The sequence below is a fragment of the Kitasatospora sp. NPDC032121 genome, assembly GCF_055580145.1.
Genome location: NZ_JBVILX010000016.1, coordinates 34,292 through 50,653, shown reverse-complemented (window position 1 = coordinate 50,653; position 16,362 = coordinate 34,292). Strand labels below are relative to the sequence as shown.

16 protein-coding genes are annotated in these 16,362 nt (G+C 75.3%); 10 read left to right on the top strand and 6 right to left on the bottom strand.

Going from position 1 to position 16,362, the window contains the following annotated elements; all coding sequences use genetic code 11:
- Positions 1–83 precede the first annotated feature (83 nt).
- Complete coding sequence (locus tag ACZ5OX_RS30315) at positions 84–593, top strand: GbsR/MarR family transcriptional regulator (RefSeq protein WP_465634426.1); 510 nt, start codon at positions 84–86, stop codon at positions 591–593.
- A 46-nt stretch (positions 594–639) separates the two neighbouring features.
- Here ACZ5OX_RS30315 and ACZ5OX_RS30310 read toward each other — a convergent pair whose 3' ends face one another.
- Entirely contained in the window at positions 640–2,028 is a 1,389-nt protein-coding gene (locus ACZ5OX_RS30310) for a lytic transglycosylase domain-containing protein (protein ID WP_465634572.1), read from the bottom strand.
- Between the two features lie 537 nt (positions 2,029–2,565).
- Between ACZ5OX_RS30310 and ACZ5OX_RS30305 the strand changes: the two genes are divergently transcribed.
- On the top strand, positions 2,566–2,976 hold the full coding sequence (locus ACZ5OX_RS30305; RefSeq protein WP_465634425.1) for a hypothetical protein: 411 nt from the start codon (positions 2,566–2,568) through the stop codon (positions 2,974–2,976).
- A gap of 18 nt (positions 2,977–2,994) precedes the next feature.
- Positions 2,995–3,303, top strand: a complete 309-nt coding sequence (locus ACZ5OX_RS30300) for a hypothetical protein (RefSeq protein ID WP_465634423.1) — start codon at positions 2,995–2,997, stop codon at positions 3,301–3,303.
- 8 nt (positions 3,304–3,311) lie between these two features.
- Here the strand turns inward: ACZ5OX_RS30300 and ACZ5OX_RS30295 are convergent, their stop codons facing one another.
- The 3 genes from ACZ5OX_RS30295 to ACZ5OX_RS30285 form a co-directional block, all read right to left on the bottom strand.
- Complete coding sequence (locus tag ACZ5OX_RS30295) at positions 3,312–4,931, bottom strand: alpha/beta hydrolase (protein ID WP_465634422.1); 1,620 nt, start codon at positions 4,929–4,931, stop codon at positions 3,312–3,314.
- A 107-nt stretch (positions 4,932–5,038) separates the two neighbouring features.
- Complete coding sequence (locus ACZ5OX_RS30290) at positions 5,039–5,680, bottom strand: NAD(P)-dependent oxidoreductase (RefSeq protein ID WP_465634421.1); 642 nt, start codon at positions 5,678–5,680, stop codon at positions 5,039–5,041.
- Positions 5,681–5,726: 46 nt separating this feature from the next.
- Positions 5,727–6,686: an EamA family transporter gene (locus ACZ5OX_RS30285; RefSeq protein ID WP_465634419.1), complete on the bottom strand. Its 960-nt coding sequence runs from the start codon at positions 6,684–6,686 to the stop codon at positions 5,727–5,729.
- Between the two features lie 109 nt (positions 6,687–6,795).
- Between ACZ5OX_RS30285 and ACZ5OX_RS30280 the strand changes: the two genes are divergently transcribed.
- Positions 6,796–7,293: a MarR family winged helix-turn-helix transcriptional regulator gene (locus ACZ5OX_RS30280; protein WP_465634418.1), complete on the top strand. Its 498-nt coding sequence runs from the start codon at positions 6,796–6,798 to the stop codon at positions 7,291–7,293.
- Positions 7,294–7,335: 42 nt separating this feature from the next.
- On the opposite strand, the gene ACZ5OX_RS30275 is transcribed toward ACZ5OX_RS30280, so the two are convergent.
- Positions 7,336–8,190, bottom strand: a complete 855-nt coding sequence (locus ACZ5OX_RS30275; protein WP_465634417.1) for a methyltransferase domain-containing protein — start codon at positions 8,188–8,190, stop codon at positions 7,336–7,338.
- A 29-nt stretch (positions 8,191–8,219) separates the two neighbouring features.
- Here ACZ5OX_RS30275 and pdxR point away from each other — a divergent pair, with 29 nt between their 5' ends.
- From pdxR to ACZ5OX_RS30250, 5 genes are all read left to right on the top strand, one after another.
- The gene (pdxR, locus tag ACZ5OX_RS30270) at positions 8,220–9,722 is read left to right on the top strand and encodes a MocR-like pyridoxine biosynthesis transcription factor PdxR (RefSeq protein WP_465634415.1); all 1,503 of its coding nucleotides are present in this window, start codon (positions 8,220–8,222) and stop codon (positions 9,720–9,722) included.
- Between the two features lie 217 nt (positions 9,723–9,939).
- Positions 9,940–11,124 (top strand): glycoside hydrolase family 3 N-terminal domain-containing protein, encoded by a 1,185-nt coding sequence (locus tag ACZ5OX_RS30265; protein WP_465634414.1) that lies wholly within the window; start codon positions 9,940–9,942, stop codon positions 11,122–11,124.
- A 284-nt stretch (positions 11,125–11,408) separates the two neighbouring features.
- Entirely contained in the window at positions 11,409–11,870 is a 462-nt protein-coding gene (locus tag ACZ5OX_RS30260; RefSeq protein WP_465634413.1) for a hypothetical protein, read from the top strand.
- A gap of 236 nt (positions 11,871–12,106) precedes the next feature.
- Positions 12,107–12,448, top strand: coding sequence for an ArsR/SmtB family transcription factor (locus tag ACZ5OX_RS30255; RefSeq protein WP_360341604.1), 342 nt, complete (start codon positions 12,107–12,109; stop codon positions 12,446–12,448).
- A 43-nt stretch (positions 12,449–12,491) separates the two neighbouring features.
- Positions 12,492–12,638 carry a DUF6126 family protein gene (locus ACZ5OX_RS30250; RefSeq protein ID WP_392877867.1) on the top strand — a complete coding sequence of 49 codons (147 nt, stop codon included), beginning with the start codon at positions 12,492–12,494 and terminating at the stop codon, positions 12,636–12,638.
- Positions 12,639–12,705: 67 nt separating this feature from the next.
- Here ACZ5OX_RS30250 and ACZ5OX_RS30245 read toward each other — a convergent pair whose 3' ends face one another.
- Positions 12,706–15,237, bottom strand: coding sequence for a cytochrome P450 (locus ACZ5OX_RS30245; protein WP_465634411.1), 2,532 nt, complete (start codon positions 15,235–15,237; stop codon positions 12,706–12,708).
- A 341-nt stretch (positions 15,238–15,578) separates the two neighbouring features.
- On the opposite strand from ACZ5OX_RS30245, the gene ACZ5OX_RS30240 reads away from it, so the two are divergent.
- Positions 15,579–16,343: a sigma 54 modulation/S30EA ribosomal C-terminal domain-containing protein gene (locus ACZ5OX_RS30240; RefSeq protein ID WP_465634410.1), complete on the top strand. Its 765-nt coding sequence runs from the start codon at positions 15,579–15,581 to the stop codon at positions 16,341–16,343.
- Positions 16,344–16,362 lie beyond the last annotated feature (19 nt).

Below are 16,362 nucleotides of genomic sequence, written 5' to 3'. Positions count from 1 at the left end.
CGTAGTTTCAGAAAAACGTGAATACTGGGAAGTCGTTAAAGGTCGACATCGGGGACGAGTGATCACCGGAAAGGGGCGCAGGGGTGGTACAGGGAACCAAGGGGCCGGGGAAGCCGGAGGAGGAGCACGAGGACACGGCGGTGTCCGACTTCGTCGAGCGCTTCGCGGCGGAGCTGGTCGTCGCGGGCATGGGCCGGATGCCCTCCCGGGTCTTCTCCTGCCTGATGGCGGAGGAGAGCGGGGTGCTCACCTCAGCCGAACTCTCCGAACGGCTGCGGATCAGCCCGGCCGCCGTCTCCGGCGCGATGCGCTACCTGATCCAGATCGGCCTGGTCGCCAAGGAGCGCGAGCCCGGCTCCCGGCGGGACCGCTACCGGGTGCTCGACGACGTCTGGTTCGAGTCGTTGACCCGGCGCGACGAGAACCTGCTGCGCTGGATCCGGGTGCTGCGCGACGGCGAGGCCACCGTCGGCGCCGACACCGCGGCGGGGGAGCGGCTGGCGGAGAGCGCCGCGTTCTTCGAGTTCATGATCGACGAGCTGCACGGGATGCTGGGCCGCTGGCGCGAGCACCGCGCGGCCCAGGGGCTGTGAGCGAGGGGGCGCGGGTTCCCCGGGAGGAACCCGCGCCCCCGCCCGGTCACTTCGTCGGGGCGGCCGACGGTGAGAAGGCGGCGCTGGGGGTGGTGCCGGGCGCCGCGCTCGGGGTGTCCGTCGCGGTGGGGGTGGGGGTGGGGCAGCCCGGCAGCGGCGTCGCCGTCGGGGTGCCGGTGGGCGTGGCGGTCGGGGACGGGGAGCCCGTCGGGGTGGGCGTGCCGCTGGGCGTGGCCGTCGGGTCCGGGCAGGCGGTGGGCGTACCGGTCGGCGTGCCCGTGGGCGTACCGGTCGGTGTGCCCGTCGGGGTCGCCGTCGGGGAGCTGCCGCCGCCCGGGGTGGTCGTCGGCGTCGCGGACGGCGAGGTCGACCCGCCGGGCGTGGGTGTGGTGGTGCCCGGGCCCGGCGTCGGCTGGGCGCTCGGCGACTGGTCCGGGGTGGGCGTGACCGGAGCGGGCGGCTGCGGATCCGTGGTGGGCGTGCCGCCGGCGCCCGGGCCCGAACCGTCGGCCGGGAGCGTCGGGAGGCCCGGCGCGGGCGGAGCGGTGGGCGGGACCAGCGGCCCCGGCCGGTTCGGGACGGTGGCCACCGTGCCGCTGCCGAAGTGCGCCATCCAGTTGCGGACCGTCCGCAGGTACTCGCCGGAGTTGTTGTAGCTGAGTACCGCCCGGTCGAGCTGCGCCGGGTCGGCGAGGTCGCGGCCGCCGGCGCACAGGTAGCGCCCGGCGGTCTCGGTGGCGTCGAAGACGTTGTTCGGGTCGGCCTTGCCGTCACCGTTGGCGTCCACGCCCCAGGAGGCCCAGGTGGACGGGATGAACTGCATCGGCCCGACGGCGCGGTCCCAGCGGGCGTCGCCGTCGTAGCGGCCACCGTCGGTGTCGGCTATCGCGGCGAAGCCGTTGCCGTCCAGCGCCGGGCCGAGGATCGGCGTCAGGGTCGTGCCCGCGGCGTCCACCTGACCGCCGTTGGCCTGGCCGGACTCCACCTGGCCGATCGCGGCGAGCAGCTGCCAGGGCAGGTGACAGCCCGGCGAGCGCTGCGCCAGCGAGGCCTCGGCCTGGCGGTAGGCGGCGAAGACGGTGGCGGGCAGGGAGGCTCCGGTGGCCGCGAACGGGCCGGCCGAGGGTAGGCCGGGCAGCGCGCCGGGCGGCTGCGGGAGCTGGACGGTGCCGCCGCCGTCGGCCGGCGCGCCGGTGCCGAAGGTGCCGGGAGCGTCCGTCGAGGGGCCGCCGCCGGGCAGCAGGCGGCCGGCGCCCTGGCTCGCGGTGTCGTTCGCCGGGCCGGCGTCGGCGACCGCGACCGGGGCGAGCCCGATGCCCGTCACCTGAGAGCCGGTCAGCGCGGCCAGCGCGGCGAAGGCCGCAGCCGTCCCCGTGACCCGCTTGCCGATCCGCAGCTTGCGCCCGCCCGTGGCCTTGCCGATCCGCACCGTCATCCGCTGCCCCTCCCCGTCGCCGTCCGGACCCTCCCGGAACGGTTGAGCTGTCGTCATCGTGCCCGTCCAGTCGAGGACGAGGCCCACCGCCGGGACGATTAGTATCACGACGATCTGACAGGGACAGGGTGACCGGGAGATGGACCGGAGCCCTCCGAGGGGTTGATTCGGCACTTCAGTCGGGGTGCGGCCCGTTCCGGGACGTCCGCGACCTGCCGCCTCGTCGGCGCCGCCCGGCGGCAACTCCCCCGGCGAGGCCGAAAGTTGACCGGGGACCAACTGTGGTGGGACGGGCGCCACCCGGCGCCGGACCGGCGGTTCGGAGCACGGGGGTGGTGCGTGCGCGGTGTTTCGGGCTCCCCGGAGCCGCCGGTGGCCGCCCCCTGCTGACCTGCCGGAACGTCGGGGAGCGGGCTCGGCCTGCCTTACCAGGACGGGCGCCGGGACGCCAGGGAACGGCCCGGACTCGGCCCTGGACGGGTGACGTTCTGGTGAAAGTGGGCATGCCAGGAATCACCGCCCGGCATGCTGTGCCGCGTGATGATGCGGATGGAGGTCCAGACCGTGAGCGCGAACCTGCCGGAGACCCTCGCCGAGGGGGCGGTGGTCCTGCCGGCTCCCCCTCGGGTGGTCGACGACCTGGCCCGTGACCTGACCCAGGCCGCCGCGGCCGTCCGGGCGGTGTCGCGCACCGGCCGCTCCGGCGCGGACGTCGCGGTCGCCGCGTACACCGCCGTGGTGTGCACCGGGCGGTCGGCCGCCCGGGCCCTGGAGGAGGCCGCCGCCTGGTGTCGGCAGGCCCCCGAGGCCGAGGTGCACTCGATGGCGTGGGCGCGGGTACCGGGGCACCGGGAGGACGTCCACGAGTACCGCGTCACCATGGCCGTCAGCTTTCCCGACGGCGAGACCGGCGAGTACGTCGGCGACACCCATCACGCCTGCCGCTGACGCCGTATCATCACCTCCATGACTGAGGGGGGTACGAACGACATGGTGAACGGGCCGACCACCGGTCAGGACGACGCGGCCGCGGGGGAACGCGCCGACGGCCCGCGGGAGTTGTCACGGGCCGCCGCCGTCGCGGTCACCGTGCTCGCGGCGGTGTCCGGCGCCGCGGTGCTGCTGGCCGTCTTCCACTGGCTGGGGTGGACCGTCCCGTGGATCGGCTGGATCGTCGCCAAGGCCGGGATCAAGCTCGCCGTCGGAGGGTTCGCCGGGCTGGCCGTCGGCTTCGCCTGGCTCCGGGCCAGGCTGAGGGCCCGGCCCGGGAACTGATCGGCCGCTCAACCGGCCTGCGGGGACGGGCAGGTGAGGTCGCGCTCGGGTGCGGTGCCGTCCAGGAGGTAGCGCTCGACCACCCCGCTGACGCAGGCGTTGGACGTGGGGTACTGGCCGTGGTCGCCGTTCCCGGTGACGGTGACCAGCCTGGAGCCGCGCAGCGCGCGGTGGGCGCCGAGCGCAGCCTCGTAGTAAGTCGCCGGATCGTGCACCGAGTTGAGCATCAGCGTGGTCGGCAGATGGGCGTCGGTCACCTTGACCTCGGGCGCCGGGGCGACCGGCCAGGCGGCGCAGACCGCGCTGAAGGCGAGTGTCCGGGCGCCGGCCAGCGGCCAGCGGGCGGTGTTCTCCGCGCCGCGCCGGATCCAGGTGCCCAGGTCCCTGGTCCACGGGGTGTCGTTGCAGGTCACCGCGAAGTACTCGGCCGCGAACTCCGGGCTGAGGTAGCTGTTGTAGGCCTTCGCGGCCGCCGCCCGGGTGGCGGGGTCGGCGTCCTGCCAGGTGTCGAGGGTGGCCAGCAGCCGGGCCAGGGCGGGGAAGTCGGACGCCCGGTAGATCGCCGACATGGCGAGGCTGTCCAGCTGGTTCGGGCCGATCGTCAGCGCCCCCTCGACGATGGGGGAGTCGTGCAGCGCCGCGCGCCGCTGCTCCCAGTGCGCCCGCACCTGCTCCGGTGTGGAGCCCCAGTGGTAGGTGGCGTCCCGGGCCGCGAGCCAGGGCGTGAAGTCCTCGTCGAAGCGCCGCTGGAAGCTCATCGGCTGGCCCAGCTCGAACGTCTCCCAGGTGCCGTCGAAGCCGATGTTGCTGTCCAGCACCATCCGCTCGACCCGGTGCGGGAAGAGCGTCCCGTAGTAGGCGCCGATCATCGAGGCGTAGGACGGGCCGTAGTAGCTGAGCTTGCGCTCGCCGAGCAGACCGCGGAACAGGTCGATGTCGTGGGCGGTCTGCTCGGTGGTCAGGTAGGGCAGGAGGTCTCCGCTGCGCTCCTGACAACTGGCCGCCAGCTTCCTGGAGTTGGCGATGACCCGGTCGATCGCCGCGGGGGACTGGTCGCGGTAGTCGCCGGCCAGGAACTCCTGGAACTCCTCCTGGGTCTGGCAGACCGCCCTGGTGCTCTCGCCGACGCCGCGCTGGTCGAAGCCGACGATGTCGTACGCGGCGGCGACCGCCGGGGCGCCGGCGGCCAGGTGGGCGGGGCGCGCCAGGCCGGTGCCGCCGGGGCCGCCGGCCGCCATCAGCAGGGTGCCCTTGCGCTTGGCCGGGTCGGTGGCGCGGTGCCGCGAGACCGCGATGGTCAGGTCGGCCCCGGCGCCGGGGTGGTGCCAGTCGCGCGGGGCGGCCATGGTGGCGCAGTCCAGCGTGGGCTGCCCGGCGCAGGGCTTCCAGTCGAGGGTCTGGTGGGTGTAGCGGGCGGGTGCCCGGTCGGCGTCGCCCGGGTCGCGGCCGGTGGCTGCGCCCGCGGTGGCGGGTGAGGCCAGGCCGGCCAGGACGGCGGCGACGGTGAGGGCGAGGGTGGTGCGGCGGGCGCGCCGGGCGCGGGGTGCGGCGGTGCCGGTCTGCCGGGCCGAGGTCTGGCGCGTTGCGGTCCGGCGGGTAGCGGTCTGGAGGGTTGCGGTCTTGGTCACGGGAACGATCCTGTCCGGGCCCGGCCTGATGATCCATCACGCCCGCTGCCGTCTTCGGGGTGGTGCTGGGTACACCCCCGCCGGGGCGGGGGGCGGGTCGAGGGTGCTCAGTAGGCGGCGGTGAAGCGGGCGCGGCGGTGGGCGGGCCGCTCGGCCTCGTCGAGGAGCGCGACGGCGAGGTCCTCCATGGAGATCGCGGAGTCGCCCGCGGCGTCGACCAGCAGTTCGTCGCGGCCGATCCGGAACCGGCCGGTGCGCACACCGGGCTCCAGCACCGCGGCCGGGCTCAGGTACGTCCAGTCGACCTCCGGGTCGGCGGCGCGGTAGAGGTCGAGCTGCTCGCCGCAGGCCAGGGCGATCGGCCGGATCTCGTCGGGGAATCCGGGGCTGTCGACCAGGGCGGTCCCGCCGCCGCCCGGGACGAGCAGGCTGCCCGCGCCGCCGACGGCCAGCAGCCGCACGCCGGTGCCGGCGATCCCGGCCAGCAGGCCCCTGGTGGCGACGGTCAGTTCGTGCTCGCTGCCGGGCAGCGGACGGGTGGCGGTGATCACCACGTCCTGCCCGGCCGCGATCCGGGCGACGTCCTCGGGGGCGCGGGCGTCGCCGACGGCCCGGGCGGCGGCGGACGGCAGGCCGTGGGGCTTCGCCGGGTCCCGTACGACGGCGGTGACCCGGTGGCCGCGGGCCAGGGCCTCGGCCACGACCCGGCTGCCGACGTTGCCGGTGGCGCCGAACACGGTGATGCGCATGGGGGAACTCCCTGGAGTGGTGGGGAACGGTGGTGGTGGGGCGGGGTCAGGCGTTCTCGCGGGCTGGCCGCGGGGCGGCCGCCGGCTCGGTGTCGGGCGCCGGCTCGGTGTCGAGGGCCGGCTCGGTGTCGGCCGCCGGCTTGGCCGCGGTGCGCGGCCGTTGGGTCTGGGCGGCGATCAGCGCGCCGAGCACGACCAGCGCGCCGAGCGCCTGGAGCGGGCTGAGGTCCTGGCCGAGCGCCAGCCAGCCGAGCAGGGTGGCGACGACGGGGCTGAGCAGCGAGAGGAAGGAGACTGAGGTTGGCGGCAGCGCGCGGAGCCCGCGGAACCAGAGCGCGTAGGTGACGGCCGCGCCGATCAGGCACAGGTAGGTGTAGCCGAGCACGTTGGCGAGGCTGTAGTGGGACGGCGGCGCGCCCTCGGCGAGCAGCGTCACCGGCACCAGCAGCAGCCCGCCGGCGGTGAGCTGCCAGCCGGTGGTGGCGAGCATCGGCGCGGGGGAGACCCACCGCTTGGCGAGGACGATGCCGGCGGCCATCACCACGGCGCCGCCGAGCGCGGCGAGCACGCCGATGGCGTCCAGCGCGGCGTTGGCCCGCAGCACCAGCAGGCTGACGCCCGCGACGCCCGCGATGCCGGACAGCACGGTGCGCGGGGTGAGCCGGTCGCCGAGGAGCAGGGCCGAGAGCCCGGCGGTGACCAGCGGTTGGACGGCGCCGACGGTGGCCGCGATGCCGCCGGGCAGGCGGTAGGCGGCGATGAAGAGCAGCGCCTGGAACACCCCGATGTTCAGGGCGCCGAGGATCAGTGAGCGCCACCACCAACTGCCCTGCGGCAGGCGGCGGGTGAGGGCTATCAGGAGGATCCCGGCGGGCAGGCAGCGGATGACGGCGGCCAGCAGCGGGCGGCCGGGCGGCAGGAGTTCGGTGGTGACCAGGTAGGTGGTGCCCCAGACCGCCGGGGCGAGGGCCGTCAGCAGGACGAGGGCGAGGCGATTTCTTAGCACTAAGGCAATGTATCTCAGCGCTAAGGCATCTCAATGCGCCGGTGGAGTGATGTGGCTCACAGTTATCTCACCGCTAAGGAATTCTTTCGGGATCGCCTACCCTGAACCCGTGGCAGATCATGTGGACCGCGTCGTCGCGCAGTGGGGCGCCGAGCGCCCCGACCTGGACGTCTCCCCGATGGAGGTGTTCGGCCGACTCAAACGCCTCTACCGGCTGGTGGACGCGGCGCTCAACCGCACCTTCGCCGAGCACGGGCTGGACGCCGCCTCCTTCGACGTCCTCGCCACCCTCAAGCGCAGCGGAGCGCCCTACCGCCTCACCCCCACCGGCCTGATGCAGTCCGCGATGGTCACCTCGGGCGCCATCACCCAGCGCCTGGACCGGCTGGAGGCCCGCGGTCTGGTCACCCGCACCCGCAGCGACCAGGACGGCCGCAGCCGCGAGGTGGCCCTCACCGCCGACGGCCACGCCCTGATCGACCGCGCGCTGCCCGACCACCTCGCCACCGAGTACCGCATGCTGGCGGGCCTCGACGAGGCGCAGCGGACGGCGCTCGTCGAGGCGATGCGCGCCCTGCTGGCGGACCTCGGGGACAGCCCGGAGTAGCCCGGAGCGGCCCGCGCCGGGGCCGGTGCCCGTGCCGGGCGGCTACGGCCTGACCGCCACCGCCTTGAAGAAGGCGTAGTGGAACGTCCCGCCCGGCTCGGCGGCGCGGCGCAGCTCCGTGACACCCCGGTCGAAGTCCTCCGGGGTGGTCAGGCCGGCGGCCAGCGCCTCCGCCCGTACGGCCTCGACCATCGCGACGAAGGTCCGCCGGGTGAAGCCCTCCACCAGGGCCGGACGGGAGTCGTCGACGTAGACCGTGCGCGGGCGGACCGACACCCGGGCGAAGCCGGCCGCCGTCAGCAGCGGATGGAGGCGGCGGCCCAGCAGGCCGTCGCCGCCCGCGCGGGCCTGCAGCCGCACCAGGTGGTCGACGGTGCGGCGGGCCGCCGGGCTCTCCGGGTGGAACAGCGCCGAGCCGTGGTCGCCCTCGATCACCGTGATCGTCCCGCCCGGCCGCAGCACCCGGTGCAGGGCCGCCAGCCCGGCCGTCGGGTCGGGCAGGTGCTCCAGCACGAAGCACAGGAAGACGTGGTCGAAGGAGCCGTCCGGGAACGGCAGCCGGTGCAGGTCGCCGTGGTGCCAGACGACGTCCGCGGCGGGCGCCTGGGCGGCCACCCGGGCGCGGGCCAGGGCCAGGGAGTCCGCCGAGAGGTCCGCCGCCGTCAGCCGTACGCCCGGGCTGGCGGCCAGCAGGTGCACGGTCTGCGCGCCCACCCCGCAGCCCGCCTCCAGCACCCGGCTGCCCGCCGGGTAGGCCGTGCCCGCGTGCAGCAGTTCGGCGAGGGTGTCGGCCTGGTCGCCGAGGCGCCGCGCCTCGGTCCGCGAGTAGCCGTGGACGTAGTCACCTGGGTGCTCCGGCGCCGCGGCAGCCGCGGGTGTGGACGTTTCCGTGGTCATGGCCCCACCCTCGCCGCCACTATGGTCCGGTGAACAGGTCCAAAGCCGAGGCATCCGACAGGTCCAAAGAGGCCGGTGCCGACTTCCTCCAGCTCGACACCGCCGACGCCCCGCCCGGCGGCCTCACCGACTGGCTCGCCCGCCGGCTGCGCGAGGCCGTCGCCGACGGGCGGCTCCCGGCGGGCAGCCGGCTGCCCGCCAGCCGGGTGCTGGCGGCCGAACTCGGCGTCTCCCGCGGGGTGGTGACGGACACCTACCAGCGCCTCGCCGAGGAGGGGCGGGTGGCCGGCCGCGGGCGCGGCGGCACGGTCGTGGTCGCGGCCGTCGCCGCCACCTCCTCCGTCGTACGGGGGGAGGAGCCCCGGGCGGACCGGCCCCGTCCGGCGCCCGCGCTGTTCCTGGACGATCCCGCCCCCGAGGTCTTCGACCGACTGCGCGCCGCGCCCGCCCGGATCGACCTCACCCCCGGCCTGCCCGACCTCGCGGCCTTCCCCCGCACCGCCTGGCTGCGCGCCGAACGCGCCGTCCTCGACGGCCTCGCCGCGGCCGACCTCGGCTACGGCGACGTCCGCGGCACCCCCGCCCTGCGCCGGGCCGTCGCCCACTGGCTGGCCCGCAACCGGGGCATCCGCGCCGACCCGGACGAGGTGCTGATCGTCGCCGGCACGGCCCAGGCCCTCGCCCTGCTCGGCCGCGCCCTCGGCCGGGCGGGCATCGGCGAGGTCGCGGTCGAGGACCCGGGCTCGCTCGGCGCCCGGCAGCACCTCGCCCACTGGCTCGCCGCCACCCCGCCCGTCCCGGTCGACGCCGAGGGCATCCGGGTCGACGCGCTGCGCGCCACCGGCGCCCCGGCCGTCCTGCTCACCCCCGCGCACCAGTACCCGACCGGCGTCGTCCTCGGCGGTGACCGGCGGCGCGCACTGCTGCGCTGGGCCACCGAGGGCGGCCTGGTCATCGAGGACGACTACGACGCCGAGCACCGCTACGACCGTCCGCCCGTCCCGGCGCTGCGGGCCGTGCTGCCGGAGCAGGTCTGCTACGCGGGCAGCGTCTCCAAGCTGCTCGCCCCCGCGCTGCGCACCGGCTGGCTGCTGGTCCCGGCCCGGCTGCGGGACGCCGTCCTGGACGCCAAGCGCTTCGCCGACCTCGGCAACCCGGTGCTGCCCCAGCTGGTGCTCGCCCGGCTGATGGAGTCCGGTGAGCTCGACCGCCACCTGCGGCTGCTGCGCCGCCGCCACCGGCGACGCCGGGACGCCATGATCGCCGCCATCCGCGCCCACCTGCCGGGAGCCACGGTGCACGGCGCGGCGGCGGGCCTCCACCTGATGCTGACGCTCCCGGAGGAGCCCGGTCGCACCGACACCGAGTGGGCCGCCGCCGCGCTGGCCGAGGGGGTCAAGGTGCAGCCGCTGTCCTGGCACGCCCGGCTCCCGTACCCGCCCGGTCTGGTCCTCGGCTACGCGGCGGGCTCGACGGCGGAGATCACCGAGGGCGTGGCCGTCCTGGGCCGGCTGGTCCGGCGGTCGTCCTGACCTCGGCGTCGGCTCCGGCGCGGTGGGGACGCCGCGGCGGGCCCGGTGGGGGCTCGGTCCCCGGCCTCCGGAGTCTCTTGGGCACCCGGTCGGCGTAGGGCGCGGCCGCTGGTGGCTTATAAGTCGGAATATCGGATACAGCTGCGCAGAGGGAATGCCGGGCCGCGTCCCGGGGTAAGTTGACATGCCGTAGTCAAATACTGGCCCGGGAGGCGTGATGGTCCCGTTCCGAAGTGTCGCCCAGTTCGGCGTCGTGCTGGCGGTGCTGGGAGCCGCGCTCGGGCCGGTGCCGCTCGGATCGTCCGCCCGGCCGGGCGGCAGCCCGGGCGCTTCGACCGTATCGACTGCTTCGAGCGCTTCGAACGAGAGGGGCGCGGCGATGGCCGACCCCGGGCAGGAGGACTCCCGGGTGCTCGCCGGACGGCGGATCGTGCTGTCGTACCCCGGCCCGACGCCGCCGCCCGGGGTGCTCCAGGTGATCCGGGAGGGCCGGGCCGCCGGGGTGATTCTGTTCGGCGAGAACGTCACCAGCCCCGAGCAACTCGCCGAGGCCGTCGCCGAGTTGAGGCAGGCCGCGGCCGAGGCGCCGCATCCGCGCGCCCTGCTGCTGATGACCGACCAGGAGGGCGGCAAGGTCCGCAGGCTGCCCGGCGAGCCCGAACTCTCCGCCCGGCGTGTCGGATCGGCGGCGAACCCGCTCGCCGCGGCGGCGGAGACCGGGGCCGGTGCCGCCCGGACCCTCGCCGACGCCGGGCTGAACCTCAACCTCGCCCCGGTGCTCGACGTCTACGACACGCCGGACAACTTCATCGACCACTTCGAGCGCTCCTACGGCCAGGACCCCGCCAAGGTGGCGGAACTGGGCAGCGCCTTCCTCGCCGCCCAGCAGGGCCTCGGCGTGGCCGCGACCGCCAAGCACTTCCCCGGCCTCGGTGCGGCGCCCCGGGGCGAGAACACCGACGAGCGCCCGGTCACCCTGAACGTGCCGCTGTCACAGCTCCGCTCCCGCGGCGAGGCCCCGTACCGAGCGGCCATCGCGGCGGGCGTGCGACTGGTGATGGCCTCCTGGGCGGTCTACCCGGCGCTGGACCCGGACCACCCGGCCGGGTTCTCGCCAAGGATCATCCAGGGCGAGCTGCGCGGCCGGCTGGGCTTCGGCGGCGTGACCGTCACCGACGCGATGGAGGCCCAGGCGCTCGCCCCGTACGGCGGCACCGGCGACCGCGCGCTGGCCGCCGCCGAGGCCGGGATGGACCTGCTGCTCTGCTCCGCCCGCGACCCCCGGCAGGCCGAGGACGCCGCCGAGGCGCTGGCCGCCGCCCTGGACGACGGCCGCCTCGACCGGCACGCCTTCACCGACGCCGTGTCCCGCGTCGACGCCCTGCGCGCCTCCCTGGGCTGAGCGCGCGGGCGCCGGCAAGCGGGGCGAGGGCGGTCGCGGCAGCGGTTCGCACACGGTTCACCTGGGCTCAAGGCGGGCGTCGCCCAGGCGTGTGCGGAAGTTCTACCGCTCAAGGGCGTTTGAGCCATCGAAGGTCTGATTTTGGCCGAGCATTCGGTTCAAAGGGTAAATCGGGCTCTGGGCTTATGAATCACATGGCAAAGTTCCTGTCGTGGACCTATGAAATGTCATATGTACCACGTCACCTGTCTCAGTCCGCCCTCGTTCCCCTCAAGGAGGAACCCATGAACCGGATCGCCCGGATCGCCGCCGGTGCCGCCGGCGCCGTCGCCCTGCTCTCGGCCCCCGTCCCCGCCTTCGCCGCGGCTCCGACCCTGGCCACCACCACCGTCACCACCTGCGGGAACTACAGCCTCCAGGCCGGTCTGGCCACCTACGCCTGCGCCGACGTGACCGGTGACAGCGTCGCGATCTACGGCAAGATCGGCCTGGCCGGCCCGCCGTCCCCGGGCACCCCGTGGCCGCCGGCGCCGAAGGAGCTGGTGACCCACCTGTCCGCTGACGTGGTAGGCGGCACCTCGCTCGGCGCGGTGAACGGCCGCACCGTCTTCCAGGTGAGCACCGTGCGGGTCGACGGCATCGCGGCCACCGTGGCGTGTGGGTCCACCGTGCACGTGTCCTTCGACGTCGAGGGGTTCTGGAGCGGTCAGGTGCCGGCCACCGCCGATGTGCCCGTGCTCTGCTGACGATCCGTCGCCGTGATGGCCGAGCCCGGGAGTTGGTAGCCTCCCGGGCTCGGCTTCCGCCTGTCCTGACCCGGCCGGGGCCCGGTGGTCGATCCCGCGGCCCGGGCCCGTCGGGTGGTCGACGCACTGTGACGACTTGAAGAAATCTTCATCTGTCGCGATGATGCCTACCGGCCGCGGCGACGATCCCGCCCGGCCGGACGACCACCGAGCCGGACCAAGGGAGCGCGCGGACGATGCCGGTACCGCTGTACCAGGCCAAGGCGGAGTTCTTCCGCACCCTCGGCCACCCCGTGCGGATCCGGGTCCTGGAGCTGCTCCAGGACGGACCCAGGCCAGTGCGGGAGCTGCTGGCGGAGATCGAGGTCGAGCCCTCCAACCTCTCCCAGCAGCTCGCGGTCCTGCGCCGCACCCAGCTGGTCACGGCGACCCGCGAGGGCAACACCGTGGTCTACGCGCTCAGCACCCCGGACGTCGCCGAGCTGCTGCGCGCGGCCCGGCGGATCCTGACCGAGCTGATCACCGACCAGGGCGCGCTGCTCACCGAGCTGCGCGCCCCCGGCGGTCGGTCCCGCTGAGCCGAGCCCGGTCCGTCCGCCCGATCCGAGGAGAAGCACCACCATGAGCGACAGCACGAGCGACGAGGGTACGAGCGAGGAGAAGCGGCGCCGCAAGGCGATGCTGATCCGCGCGGGCATCTACATCTTCGCCACGCACCTGTTCGCCGGTTTCGTGCTGCTGCTGTTCGCGCTCGGCGGCCGGAAGTAGCGCGCCGCGGGCGGGAGCCTCACCTGCGCCGGGAGCGGGACGCTCGGCTGCGCCGCGGGCGGGACCCTCACCGGCGCCGGCCGCGGTCCGGCACCAGGTAGCGGTGGCTGGTGCTGGTCCAGGCCAGCACGCCGGCGATCAGCTCCCGGGTGCCGTCCAGGTACCAGCGCCCGGCCGGGTGGCGGCACAGCAGCTCGCGGCGCAGCTCCTCGCTCTCCTGCTGCAGCCGCACCACCTGGGCGCGCACCGAGTGGACCGCCCGGCTCCGGGTGCAGCCGTGGGCCCGCTGGAGGGCGATCACGGTGTTGAAGGCGGCCCCGGGCTGTCGTTCCTCGCGCCTCAGCGAGTAGAGGTCGTTGATCAGTGTGGCGGCGTCGGCGGTGTTGGCGCGCAGCCGGTGCAGCGCGGGCTCCGCGTGGAGCGCGGCCGGGGCGTCGGCGCCGTGAACCCGTTCCAGTATGTTCATGAACGGGTAGAGGCAACTGCCGTGCCGGCGCAGGTGCATGGTGTCCGTGAGGTCGAGGCCGAGGGCGGGCACGGTGCCGCGGGCGCGGTGGTCGGCCTCGGCGGGGAAGGTGGCCAGGCAGGCCCGCCACTCCCGGGCCGCCCGGGCGCGCCACTCCGGGGACATCGATGCGGTCTGCCGCTGCCACAACTCCCGCCAGGCGAGCAGCGTGTGGCTCTCGGACGGGCTTGCGCCGGAGGCTCCGTCGAGGACCGCGATCAGCGGGTCGACCAGGGCGCGGGCCTCGTCGGGGTGGCGGCCGGGCGAGCCGTCGAAGCGGTCGTCCAGGATGGTGAACCAGCCCAGCATGTCCACCAGGAGGTCGAGTTCGGCGCCCCGGGTGCGGGGGAAGGCGTGGCCGATCAGCTCGTGCAGCGCGTAGGCCCGGTAGCGGGGCAGCTCGGGCGGGGTGAGCAGGCCGTGGCGGACCACCCAGTCGGCGTGCCGGTCGGCGGCGAGGCGCAGATGGGTGCGCGGCCGGGGGGCCGCCGGACCGGCCGGGCTCGTGGGCGCGGCCGGGGCCGGGGAGGTGGCGGGGGCGGTCGCGCGGTCGGCGCCGGTGAACGGACACCGGTCGGGCGGCTCGCCCTGCGAGGAGGCCACCGCGTTCCCCGGTGAGGCGGCGGCGTCGCCGTCGCGGGAGGCCGTCGAGGTGCGCCCGCGTGGGGAGCGCGCGCCGCGTGGCGCGAGCCGCACCCGCAGGCCGTGCGCCTGGACCGTCGTCCACACCACCTCGCGGGCCCGGGAGCCCGGCACGGCTGTCGGGCGCCAGCGGCGGAGGATCGCCGCGGCCGCGACGGTCAGCTCCGCCCAGGCGAAGGCCTCGCCGATGCACTTGTGCTTGCCCGCCCCGAACGGCAGGAAGGAGGGCCGCCCGGTGCCGCCGCCGTCCTGCCAGCGCTCGGGCCGGAAGCTCGTCGGCTCCGGGTAGCGCACCGGGTCGCGGTGCAGCGCGGTGAGGCTGTAGAGCAGCTCGGTGCCGGCCGGGACGCGGTACGGGCCCAGCTCGACCGGCACCTGGGCGGTGCGCATCAGGAAGGCGTTGGGCGCGTGCAGCCGTACCACCTCCTGGGTGACGCTGCGGGTGTAGGTGAGCCGGGCCAGTGCCTCGGGGGTGGGGACGGTGCCGACGGGCAGGTGCTCGTCCAGCTCGTCGAGGATCCGGGCCTCCGCCTCGGGGTGGCGCAGCAGCTCGTCCAGTAGCCAGGTGAGGGTGGTGGAGACGGTCTCGGTGCCCGCGCCGAACATGGTGATCGCCTCGGAGCGGACGTCGGCCTCGGTGAGCGGGCAGCCGGTCGCCGGGTCGGTGGCGGCGCGCAGCAGGGCGGGCAGGGTGCGTCGGGCCCCGGCCCCGGCCCCGGTGCCCGCGGTCGGGGCACGGCCGTTGACGGCCTGGTCGACCACCCGGTTGAGCACCCGCACGGCGTCGTCGAAGCGCCGGTTGACGGGCAGCGGCAGCCGGGCGAGAGACGGCTTCGGGTAGAGGGACTGGACGATCTGGCCCTTCACCAGGTCCGGCAGTGCCCGGTGGAAGGCGACGGTGGCGTCCTCGCTGAGCCGGGCGTCGAACAGCGAGCGGGTGACGATCTCCAGCGCCAGGTGGTTCATCTCCTTGGCCACGTCGAGGACCTGCCCGGGGCGCCAGCGCGCGGCCCGCTCCTCGGTGACCTGCTGCATCACGGCCAGGTACTCGCCCATCCGGTCCGGGCCGAAGGCCGGCTGGATGATCCGGCGGCGGTCGCGGTGGGCCTGGCCCTCGGACATCAGCAGGCCGTCGCCGAAGGCCGTCTTGAGGGTGTCCTGGACGGCGCCGCGCGGGCAGTCGTGGGCCAGTGCGACGAGCAGGGTGTGGACCAGCCGGGCGTCGGTCACCACGCAGACGGTGCGCGGGCCGAGTCGGATGCGGACCACCCCGCCGTGGCGGGAGAGCGAGCCGAGGAAGCCCAGCGGGTCGCGCAGCAGGGCGCCGGCGTGCCCGAGGCCGGGCAGGGCGCCGGGGGCCAGCGGGGGGACGGCGGCGCGGGCCAGCGGGGAAGGGCCGGGTGCGGTTCTCGGCGGGACGATCAGCTTCCGAGTCTCGGTCAGCAGGGACATGACACTACCTCTCACCAGAGTGGCCGGTGCGGGCGATACCGGGTGGCAGCGGCGGGCCGGCCGGGAAGCGGGGGACCGCCCAGCGCGGCCCCCGCGCGCGCCCCCGGCGGGAGGGCGCACGTTGAGCAAACGCGCCGGTTTCCCGAGCGTTGCGCCGAATGTGCGGGGATCACTCCAACGGCCGAGTGGATCGACCCTTTCGTGCGTGCTCGAAGCTCCGTGTTGACCTGCGCGGATGTCTTCGCCCGGGCGGCCCGACGGCTGCCCGGACTGCAGGGTCTTTGGACCCTCGCCGCACGGGCGTGCGAGGGACAGCATGGATGCGAAGAAGGAGGAACCTGATGACCCGTCTGCGCCACCGGCCGGCCCTCGACGTCCGGGTGGAGATACGCGGCGAGCTGCCGCGCGAGGAGGCCGAGTACGCCCGGGTCCGGGCGCTGGCCACCGCCACGGCGCTCGGCCCCGACGCCCACGCGCTGCGACTGCGGCTGACCCGCTCGCGGAACCGCTCGGTGACCCGGCCCGCGCTGGCCCAGGCGGACGTCGAGCTGGCGGGTCTCGGGCCGGTCCGGGTGCAACTGGCCACCGGCACCGCGCGGGAGTCCGTCGACCTGGTGCTCGGCACGCTGGCCGGCCGGGCCGTCCGGCTGCGCGAGCAGGGCGACATCGGCTTCGCCGCCGCCTACGAGAGCGCCTACCGCCCCCAGTACGCCGACCGTCCGCTCGCCCAGCGGCGGATCGCCCGGCACAAGGCGGTCGTGCTCGCCCGCCGCAGCCCCGAACAGGCCGTGCTCGAACTGCTCGCCCTCGACCGGCGGTTCCACCTCTTCGCGGACGCCGCGACCGGGCGCGACAGCCTGGTCCACCGCTGCTCGCCGGGCGGCACCGTGGAGCTGTGCGCCGCCGGCACCAGCGCGATGCCCCCGCTCGACCTCGCCGAGGCGGCCCGCCGGCTCTGGCTCACCGGCCGCCCGTTCGTCGGCTGGACCGACCCCGGCGACCACCGGGCCCGGGTGCTCTACCGCCGCTTCGACGGCCACTACGGCCTGATAGCGCCGGTGTCGGACGGCCGGATCGGGGCAGGAACCCACTCGGCACAGGACTGACACCACGGCGCGACGACCA